Source organism: Terrabacter sp. P5_B1 (genome assembly GCF_056400505.1).
In genome coordinates this window covers 1-9,418 of sequence record NZ_JBFULD010000160.1, presented here as the reverse complement: position 1 = coordinate 9,418, position 9,418 = coordinate 1, and the positions used below count along the sequence as shown (strand labels likewise).

Sequence of the window (9,418 nt, the reverse complement as noted above, 5' to 3'; positions counted from 1 at the left end):
GATCCGGTCGGCGGCGTCGATGCTCGCGCGGCTGCTCAGGTCGACTCCCGCTCGGGCCGCGGCGGCGCGAGTGGCGGGCGACGTGAGGTCGGGAGCGACGAATCGCTCCGGCTGGATGGTGCGGTCGACGGCGGCATACCGCCTCGCGTCCCGGGCCAGGGAGCCGGCGGAGGCCACGGCCTTCGCCTCGGCGCTGGCTGGCGAGAGCGCGAGCGCCAGCCCGAACGCCGGCTTCGTCAGGACGGCGTAACCGTCCCGGTGGCCGGCGACGTCGGGGTGGTAGCTCTCCGTGACCGGGCTCGACAGGCCATTGAGCCACTCGACGTTGTCGCAGACGGCGTGCCCGACGAACCTCGACGTCGGGTTGACGAAGGTGAAGCCGGCGTTGGAGGCCGCCGTCGCCGTCTTCGAGTTGAGCAGGTCCGCCGTCGCGTTGAGGCGGGACTCCTCCGTCGGCGAGAACCACGTGAGGGCGTTGCAGTCCTCACCGTTGAAGATGCGGGGGTAGCCCACGACGATGACCCGGGCGTTCGGCGCCTTCGCCCGGATCGAGGAGTAGAGCGTCGCGAGACGGCCCGGGATCTTGGTGTTGATCGTCGCCTGCGCGGTGTCGATGGCGCCGTTGCAGTTGCTGGCCCAGCTCGGCTGGGCACACGTGGTCAGCACGCTGCTGAAGCCGGCGTCGTTGCCGCCCACCGAGATCGTGACGTATGCCGTCGCACTCGACAGCGCCGAGAGCTGGGTGTTCGTCACGTCGGCGACCGTCGCGCCGGAGCAGGCGCGGAAGCTCAGCGTGAGGCCGAGCGCCGCGGCGTCGAGCGCGGGATAGGCGTAGACCGACCGTTGGCACGACGTCCCGTCACTGAGATAGGAGCGGGTCCCGGTGCCGGACGAGTACGAGTCGCCGAGAGCGACATAGCTGGTGCCGGCTGCCACCGCCGGTGGGCCGAGGGTGAGGGCGGCGCCGACGCCGACGAGGACGGAGAGGCCGGCCCCGAGAGCGCGCCGACGACGGGAGGACATGACGGACCTGCTCTTCACGACGCACTCCTTGGTGGGTGGAAGGCCTGCTGACGCTGGGGCACTGCAACCGCGTGGGGCCGGCGCCCGACCACGAGGTGCCCGCTCGCACGTCCCAAGATCGGACACTAGGGGCACTTCCATCCGGCCGCGAGCCGAACCGGGGGCGACCGGGTCCCGAGGGCGTCACCCTGCTGGGTGATGTCGCGGGTGACCGCTCGCCGCAGCATGAAGGCGAGCGGCGCCGGCCAGGACAGCGCCTGAACCAGGACAAGAGGGTCCCCATGTCGACTGCGGACGCGACCGCGGCCGGGGCGCCGATCGGGCCAGTGGACCTTGGCGGTCATCGCATTTCGTGGCGAGCTGCGGCACGATCCGCACGCACCGTGGTTCCGCCTAGGCTGAACGGGTACTCATGGTTCATCGAGGCCGTGACGACAGGAGGATGACCGTGGGCTTCCCGGAGAACGTGCTGGCCAAGGGTGAGAAGGTCGAGCGCGACCTGCACCCGCACTGGCTGACCGTGGTGGCGCCGACGATCTTCGGCCTGCTGCTCGCCGCCGCCTGCATCTTCATCGCCGTCGTCACGCCGGACGACGAGACCGGCAACCGGATCCAGTGGATCGCCGTCGCGGTGCTCGTGCTCGTCGCCATCCCGGCCTTCGTCGTGCCCTACCTGCGCTGGCGCACCACCCACTACGTCATCACCTCGCACCGCGTCATGGTGCGCCGCGGCATCCTGACGAAGAACGGCAAGGACATCACGCTCTCGAAGATCACCGACGTGAGCTTCCAGCAGACCGTGCTCGACCGAATCATCCGCTCCGGCTCCCTCCACATCGAGTCCGCCGGCGACAGCCCCGACGAGAACCTCGCGAACATCCCGCGCAGCAACGAGGTCCAGCAGCTCATCAACCGCCTCATCGACGAGGACGACCTGCGCCGGCGCGCACACGGCCGGGGCGGCCTGGACGCGCCGGGTTCCGACCCGGCCTACGCGGCTGCCGAGGATGGCTCTGCCGAGGACGGGTACGCCGAGGACGGGTACGCCGCGGACTCGAGGGCGATCCCGCGCCAGCGGCCCGAGCTCGCCGAGGAGCGGCGGCGCCCGCGTGACCTCGGCGACGGGAACGACCAGCCGCTCTGATCGTGTGGCATCGTCGGGGGATGACCCCCGCTGTCGACGAAGCCGGTGTGACCGCGGCCTACCGGGCCGCCCGTGACGAGCTCCTCGCCCTGCGGGGTGACCACGCCCGCGCGGTGAGGGAGTTCAGGTTCCCCGACGTCGGGGACCGCTGGAACTGGGGGGTCGACTGGTTCGACGCCATCGCGCGCGGCAACGACCGCGCCTGCCTGACGATCGTCGAGCAGGACGAGTCGTCACGCTCGTACTCCTACGACCAGATGGCCCGGCGCTCCGACCAGGTCGCCGCCCACCTCTCCGCGCTCGGGGTCGGTCGCGGCGACTCCGTGGTCCTCATGCTCGGCAACCAGGTCGAGCTCTGGGAGTCGATGCTCGCCGTCATCAAGCTCGGCGCGGTCGTCATGCCGACGACGACGGCGGTCGGGCCCGGCGACCTCGTCGACCGGATGGAGCGCGGCGCGGCCCGCGCCGTCATCACGAACGCCWCGGAGGTGCACAAGTTCGACGACGTGCAGGGTGACTACGTCCGCGTCGCCGTCGGTGGCGCCGACCCCGCTGGGACCGCCACGGACGGCTGGGAGAGCCTCGAGTCCGCATTCCGGAAAGAGGTCGGACCCACCGAGCACCCGGGCACGGCCCCCGACGACCGGATGCTGCTCTACTTCACGTCCGGCACGACGAGCCGGCCCAAGCTCGTCGAGCACACCCAGCGGTCCTACCCCGTCGGGCACCTCTCGACGATGTACTGGATCGGCCTGCAGCCCGGCGACGTGCACCTCAACATCAGCAGCCCCGGCTGGGCCAAGCACGCGTGGTCCTCGTTCTTCGCCCCGTGGGCTGCGGAGGCGACGGCCTTCGTCTACAACTACAGCCGCTTCGACCCGGCCGCCCTGCTCCGCGTGCTGCACACCCACGAGGTCACCTCGATCTGCGCGCCGCCGACCGTGTGGCGGATGCTCATCAACAGCGACCTCTCCGCGGGCCCCGGCTCGCTGCGCGAGGTCATCGGCGCCGGCGAACCGCTCAACCCCGAGGTCATCGCCCAGGTCGAGAAGGCGTGGGGCCTGACGATCCGCGACGGCTACGGCCAGACCGAGATGACGGCCGCCGTCGGCAACACCCCGGGCTCCACCGTCAAGCCCGGTTCGATGGGTCGGCCGCTGCCGGGCTGCCCGGTCGTCGTCGTCGACCCCATCCAGAACACCCCTGTCACCCAGGCTGACTCGGACGGCAACCGCGAGGGTGAGATCTGCCTCGACCTCTCGCAGCACCCGGTGCCGCTCATGACCGGCTACCAGGGCGACGAGCAGCGCAACGCCGACGCGATGGCCGGCGGTTTCTACCACACCGGCGACGTGGCCTCGGTCGACGCCGACGGCTACATCTCCTTCGTCGGCCGCACCGACGACGTCTTCAAGGCGAGCGACTACAAGATCAGCCCGTTCGAGGTCGAGTCGGTCCTCATCGAGCACCCGGCCGTCGCCGAGGCGGCCGTCGTGCCCGCACCCGACGCGGTGCGGCTCGCGGTGCCCAAGGCGTACATCGCCCTCGCCCCCGGCCACGAGCCCGGAGCAGAGGTGGCGCGCTCGATCCTCGCCCACGCCCGCGAGAAGCTCGCGCCGTGGCAGCGGGTGCGCCGCATCGAGTTCTACGAGCTGCCCAAGACGATCTCCGGCAAGATCCGCCGGGTCGAGCTGCGTGGCCGCGAGAACGACCTCGACGCGACCGGTGCGCGCCAACCCGAGAACGAGTGGCGCGACGACCAGTTCCCCGAGCTCAAGGGCTGACGGCCGAGGCGGACCGGGTGGGCGGTGCGGCCGGTGCGACGGGCGTCGGCGGCATCGTGGTGGTCGGGGAGGCGGCCTCGCCCGGCGCGAGCGGCAACGCGCGGATGGTCGTCTCGTCGATGCGGCTGCAGATCCGCCTGGCCGGGTCGGGCTGGTCCTGGCCCGGCTGCTGAACGCTCGACGCCGCGGGACGATAGGGGTCGATCCGGGCGCCGCTGATGACCTGGACGTTGTCGTAGGCGGGACGGCCCTCGAGCAGGTTGCGGAACGAGTAGCGGGTCAGCGAGGTCAGCTCGCACGACGTGCCGAACTGGGCGATGTCGAAGGAGTACGGCTGCCCGTCGAGCTCCTGCCCCGGTCCCTCGGAGTAGTGCGAGACGACGCCACCGCCGGTGAAGGTGCCGACCTGGATCCGGTTCCCCTCGATCGCCGGTGAGTGCATGTGCCCGTTGACGAGCAGGCGTCCGCGATCGACCTGTTCGACGGCATACGGCTCGTGCGTCACGACGATGTCGGGCTCCGGCTGGTCGGCGACCGCCGCGTTGTAGCGCGTGGCCGCGGGCTTCGCCTTGGCCGTCGGGTCGGCGTTGTCGTCGCCGAACCAGCGCGGGTCGTTGAAGCCGGTGATGCGCAGGCCGTGGAAGGTCACCTCGCGCAGCGCCCCCCCTGCGTCCTCGAGGAGCACGACGTTCGGGATGCGAGCGAGTCTCGTGATGACGGCACGGTCGCTCGCCGAGGACTGGTCGTGGTTGCCGCTCGTGAAGATGTAGGGGACGCCGAGCGACTGGATCGAGCGGTAGAGGCCGGCCGCATCGCCCTCCTGGACCCGGCCGAAGTTGACGAGGTCGCCGCTGTCGATGACGGCGTCGACGTCCTCCTCCTCGATGATCGTGCGCATCAGGGCGTACTGGTTCGCGCCGTGGATGTCGGAGACGAGCAGGAAGCGGGCCGAGACGGGCTCGTTGACGTTGCCGGCGACGTACTTCTGCTGGAGGGCCTGCGTCACCGCGAGGAGATTGCGGAAGTAGGGCGTCACCTGGTTGGCGCGCGCCTCGACGTCGGCGAGCAGGCCGGCGTTGCGCTGGACGACGCCGAGGACGCCGCTCGTGCGGTACTCCGCGAAGCGGCTCGGCTGGTACGTCAGCGCGATGCCGCCGAACGTCAGCGCGGTCGAGACGACCATCGCCGAGGCCACGAAGAGGACGTGGTGCCGGCGCGTGGTGCGCTGCCGCATGTAGTGCGAGGCGAGGGCGAGCAGCACTGCGATCGCCGTGGCGCCGAGGAGGAACCGGATGCCGACGCCCGTCGCGGCCTGGGTGATGGCCGAGGAGATCTCGTCGGGTGAGGGTTGGAGGGCCCTGATGTCGACGTTGGGGCGCGTGAAGAGGTTGGTGATCTCCTCGCGCACCGCCACCTGCACGTCCAGGCCGGGGGCGACCAGCGGAGAGGCGAACTGGACGTCGACGTCCCCGACGATCGTCGGCGCGTGCAGCACCGGGGAGGGGCGCGGCACCGGGTCGAGGCGCAGGACGGCACGGTACTGCGACGTCTCCGCGACCGTGGGCGCGAGGTTCGTGGCGGCCACGCCCCCGAGGTAGCAGGCCACGAGCACCGCGAGCCACTTGAGGACGTGCGACCCCCGGCGCAGCCAGGGGCTGTCGCCGGCCAGCAGGTTCCCCACCTGTCGCATCGCCTCACCCTAACCGGACCGGGACCCGTCACCGGGAGGGCACCACCCGTTCACGTCCGCGTGCTGCGATGGTCCGGTCAGCGCGCCGGAGCGAGGAGGAGTCATGCGGTCGGCTCGTCGCAAGGCCGTCGTCATCGCTTCCGTCATGGCGTATGCCGGGCTCCTCGTCCTCGGGCCACGCCTGCTCGGTGCGTGGACAGGCGGCGTCATCCTCGTGGCGAGCCTTGCGGGCGGCTTCGCCTGGCTCGTGCTCGTCGTCGCGCCGTGGGCGGCGAGGGGTCGACCGCGGCGTGCGCCGGTGCGGCGCGAGCGACCGTAGTCTGACCGCGTGAGCCTCGAGCACCGACCGAACCGGATCATCCTCGTGCGGCACGGCGAGTCCGAGGGCAACCTCGACGACACCGTCTACGAGCGGATCCCGGACCACCGGATCAGTCTGACGCCCAAGGGTTTCGAGCAGGCACGCCAGACGGGAGCCCTCATCCGGCAGATGCTCGACGGCGAGACCGCCGACGTCTACGTGTCGCCCTACGTGCGCACCCGCGAGACCCTCGAGGCGCTCGCCCTGCCGGTCGCCGAGCGGGACGTGCGGGTCGAGCCGCGCCTGCGGGAGCAGGACTGGGCCAACTTCCAGAACCCGGTCTACATCGCCCAGCAGAAGGCGCAGCGCGACCGCTACGGCCACTTCTACTACCGGTTCAGCCACGGCGAGTCCGGCTCCGACGTCTACGACCGGGTGTCGACGTTCCTCGAGTCGATGCACCGGAACTTCGAGACGCCGGCGGCGCCGCGCAACGTCGTCGTCGTGACCCACGGCCTGACGATGCGGCTCTTCTGCATGCGGTGGTTCCACTGGAGCGTCGAGTACTTCGAGTCGCTCGACAACCCGGAGAACGCCCAGCCCGTGGTCCTGCTGCGGCAGAAGGACTTCCACTACAGGCTCGAGTCGCCCTTCACGCAGTGGGACACGAGTGTGGTGCCGACCGAGCGCGAGCGCTCCAGCTGGCTCTGACCGCCACCACACGGCATACGCGCCTCGCTGGGTCGGTCTAGAGGTACTGGCCCGTGGGGCCGGGCTCGCCCGGGTGGTGCTCGCCGGGCTGCATGCCGGGCGGCATGCCGTAGGAGGCGCCGGGGCCCGGCGGAAGGGCACGCATCTGCTGGAGCTGCTGCTGCGCGGCCATCTGCTGCGCGACGAGAGCGGTCTGGATGCCGTGGAAGAGGCCCTCGAGCCAGCCGACGAGCTGCGCCTGGGCGATGCGCAGCTCGGCGTCGCTGGGGGAGTCGTCGCGGAAGGGGAGCGCGATCCGGTCGAGCTCGGCGACGAGCTCGGGCGCGAGGCCGTCCTTGAGCTCCTCGATGGAGCGGTGGTGCACGTCGGCCAGGCGGCGGCGTCCCGCCTCGTCCAGCGGCGCGTTGCGGACCTCCTCGAGCAGCTGCTTGATCATCGAACCGATGCGCATGACCTTGGCCGGCTCCTCGACGAGGTCGGCCGGGTTGGTGCGCTCGCGCGGCTCCTCGCGGTGCGACCGGTCGTGGCCGTCCTGGTGCTCGGGCCGTTGCTCGTCGCGGGACGACTCGGCGACGCCCATGCCGTCGGGCGTCACGACGACGATGCGCGGGTCGTCGCCCGTGGGGTCGGTGTCTGGGCGCTGTCCCTGTCGGCTCGCGTCGTCGCTCATGCGCTCCATCCTGCCGCAACGGGCCGGAGCCCGTGCGTCCCCCGTCAGGTCGCCCGGGCCCCAGGTCCGTCGGGTGTGTTGCGGTCAGTGCGCGCCGGCCGTGGCGAACCACGGGTGGTGCAGGTCGTGGTAGCTGACGTCGCTCATCATCGAGTTCATGTCGTCCATCATCTGCTGGGCGTCCGGCGGCGGGGTCTTGTGCTCGCCCTCGCGTGCCTCGGCCTCGGTCCGGAACGCCATCGTCTGGGTGAAGAACCCGTCCTTGTCGATGGCGATGGTGCCGCCGATGATGTCCGGACGCGCCTGGCGCAGCATGTCCATCGGCTCCTCCATCGCGTGCCGGAAGCGATCGGCGTCGCTGAGCCGGCCCTGGATGACCTGGACGAAGCCGGCCTGGTCGCTGCCGCCGTCGAGCATCATCGTGACGTCGTCGCAGTCGTGGAAGCTGGCCTCGCCGTCGAAGAGACGCGCCGTCTCCTCCCACCAGGCGCCCTGCTCGGGTCGGGCCGAGTTGGCCTCGGCCGAGGCGCGTGAGTCGAAGCGGACCACTGCGACGAACTCGCCGTCGTCGGTGATGCCGTACGTGCCGCCCAGCCAGCCCGTGGCGCCGGGCTCGAGCTCCTGGGTCCACCGGTCCATCTGCCGGTGGAGTGCGTCGGCGTCGGTGCACCGACCCTGGATGACCTGGATGAACACCGTGAACCTCCCGTGGGGATCGGGGGTCGCTCCGGACCGAAGCGGCCCATCGACCGACGGTACGCCCGGGCGCGTCAGCGCGTCACCGGACGAGTCCGACACGGCCGGATCGTTCCGCCCGACAGGGCTGCCCTGCGGACGAAGGGTCAGGTGGTGAGGAGGATCTTGCCGATGTGGCCCGACGCCTCCATCTCGCGGTGCGCCTCGGCGGCGTGCTCGAGGGGGTGACGCGAGTGGATGACGGGCTTGACCGCGCCGGACTCGATGAGCGGCCACACGTGCTCACGGACGGCAGCGACGATGGCGGTCTTCTCGGTCGCGGGACGAGCCCGCAGCGAGGTCGCGATGACGGCGGCGCGTTTGGCCAGCAGCTTGCCCATGTCGAGCTCGCCCTTGCGGCCGCCCATGAGGCCGATCGTCACGAGGCGCCCGCTCGTCGCGAGGGCATCGACGTTGCGGGCGAGGTACTTGGCGCCCATGTTGTCGAGGATGACGTCCGCTCCGTGGTCCTTCGTCAGCTCGCGGACGCGTTCGACGAAGTCCTCCTCGCGGTAGTTGACGAGGATCTCGGCGCCGAGGTCACGGCACACGTCGAGCTTGGCCTGGCTGCCGGCGGTGACAGCGACGTGGGCGCCGACGGCCTTGGCGAGCTGGATGGCCATGGTGCCGATACCGGAGCTGCCGCCGTGGACGAGGAGCACCTGTCCCGGCTGGATGTTGGCGACGAGGAAGACGTTGGACCAGACCGTGCACGCCACCTCGGGCAGGCCGGCGGCGTCGACGAGCGACACGCCCCGGGGCACCGGGAGCACCTGCTCGGCCGGCGCCACCACCCGCTCGGCGTATCCCCCGCCGTCGATGAGGGCGCACACCTCGTCGCCCACCTGCCAGCCCTCGACGCCCTCGCCGAGCGCTGCGACGCGTCCGCTCACCTCGAGCCCCGGGTAGTCCGACGCGCCGGGTGGCGGCGGGTAGTGGCCCAGCCGCTGCATGACGTCGGCGCGGTTGACGCCAGCGGCGACGACGTCGATGAGCACCTGGCCGGCCTGCACCTCGGGATCGGGCACCTCCGCGAGGACGAGGCTGTCAGCGTCTCCGGGCTCAGGGATCGTGATGGCGCGCATGGTTCTGAGCCTATTGACCTGCGGCCGTCGCGCGAACGGAGGCCCCGCCCGGCGACGACGGGTCCGGGGCGACGAGGGAGCGGATGTGGGCGCAGGCAGTCCCAGCCGCCGCCGACGAGGTGGACGTCCCTGTCGGCACCCTAGGAGCCGCCGCGGCCTGGCGGGGTGCGCCGGCGAGTGACGTTGGCGTGGGGGCTGAGCCGGCGCGCGATGTCGTCGGCGGCGAGGCGAGCACGGCCCACGAGCTCGGTCACGTGCTCAGGGCCGGCGTCGGC

Annotated in this window: 9 protein-coding genes; 4 read left to right on the top strand and 5 right to left on the bottom strand. The window is 71.3% G+C overall.

Features of this window, described 5'->3' with window-relative positions; genetic code table 11:
* A partial coding sequence (locus AC1DP0_RS12710) for an SGNH/GDSL hydrolase family protein (RefSeq protein ID WP_478084923.1) occupies positions 1-1,041 on the bottom strand: 1,041 nt, incomplete at its 3' end.
* 424 nt (positions 1,042-1,465) lie between these two features.
* Here AC1DP0_RS12710 and AC1DP0_RS12705 point away from each other — a divergent pair.
* Positions 1,466-2,167, top strand: coding sequence for a PH domain-containing protein (locus AC1DP0_RS12705; protein WP_478084922.1), 702 nt, complete (start codon positions 1,466-1,468; stop codon positions 2,165-2,167).
* A 20-nt stretch (positions 2,168-2,187) separates the two neighbouring features.
* The gene (locus AC1DP0_RS12700; protein WP_478084921.1) at positions 2,188-3,951 is read left to right on the top strand and encodes an AMP-binding protein; all 1,764 of its coding nucleotides are present in this window, start codon (positions 2,188-2,190) and stop codon (positions 3,949-3,951) included.
* Here the strand turns inward: AC1DP0_RS12700 and AC1DP0_RS12695 are convergent.
* Positions 3,941-5,641, bottom strand: coding sequence for a metallophosphoesterase family protein (locus AC1DP0_RS12695; protein ID WP_478084920.1), 1,701 nt, complete (start codon positions 5,639-5,641; stop codon positions 3,941-3,943). The genes AC1DP0_RS12700 and AC1DP0_RS12695 overlap by 11 nt on opposite strands.
* 103 nt (positions 5,642-5,744) lie before the next feature.
* Here AC1DP0_RS12695 and AC1DP0_RS12690 point away from each other — a divergent pair, with 103 nt between their 5' ends.
* Both AC1DP0_RS12690 and AC1DP0_RS12685 read left to right on the top strand, forming a co-directional pair.
* Positions 5,745-5,960 carry a hypothetical protein gene (locus AC1DP0_RS12690; RefSeq protein WP_478084919.1) on the top strand — a complete coding sequence of 72 codons (216 nt, stop codon included), beginning with the start codon at positions 5,745-5,747 and terminating at the stop codon, positions 5,958-5,960.
* A gap of 9 nt (positions 5,961-5,969) precedes the next feature.
* Positions 5,970-6,653, top strand: a complete 684-nt coding sequence (locus AC1DP0_RS12685) for a histidine phosphatase family protein (protein WP_478084918.1) — start codon at positions 5,970-5,972, stop codon at positions 6,651-6,653.
* Positions 6,654-6,690: 37 nt separating this feature from the next.
* Here AC1DP0_RS12685 and AC1DP0_RS12680 read toward each other — a convergent pair whose 3' ends face one another.
* The 3 genes from AC1DP0_RS12680 to AC1DP0_RS12670 all read right to left on the bottom strand — a co-directional run bounded on the left by AC1DP0_RS12680 (position 6,691) and on the right by AC1DP0_RS12670 (position 9,143).
* The gene (locus AC1DP0_RS12680) at positions 6,691-7,323 is read right to left on the bottom strand and encodes a bacterial proteasome activator family protein (RefSeq protein ID WP_478084917.1); all 633 of its coding nucleotides are present in this window, start codon (positions 7,321-7,323) and stop codon (positions 6,691-6,693) included.
* A gap of 84 nt (positions 7,324-7,407) precedes the next feature.
* Positions 7,408-8,019: a hypothetical protein gene (locus AC1DP0_RS12675; protein WP_478084916.1), complete on the bottom strand. Its 612-nt coding sequence runs from the start codon at positions 8,017-8,019 to the stop codon at positions 7,408-7,410.
* A gap of 146 nt (positions 8,020-8,165) precedes the next feature.
* Entirely contained in the window at positions 8,166-9,143 is a 978-nt protein-coding gene (locus AC1DP0_RS12670) for an NAD(P)H-quinone oxidoreductase (protein WP_478084915.1), read from the bottom strand.
* Between the last annotated feature and the right edge of the window lie 275 nt (positions 9,144-9,418).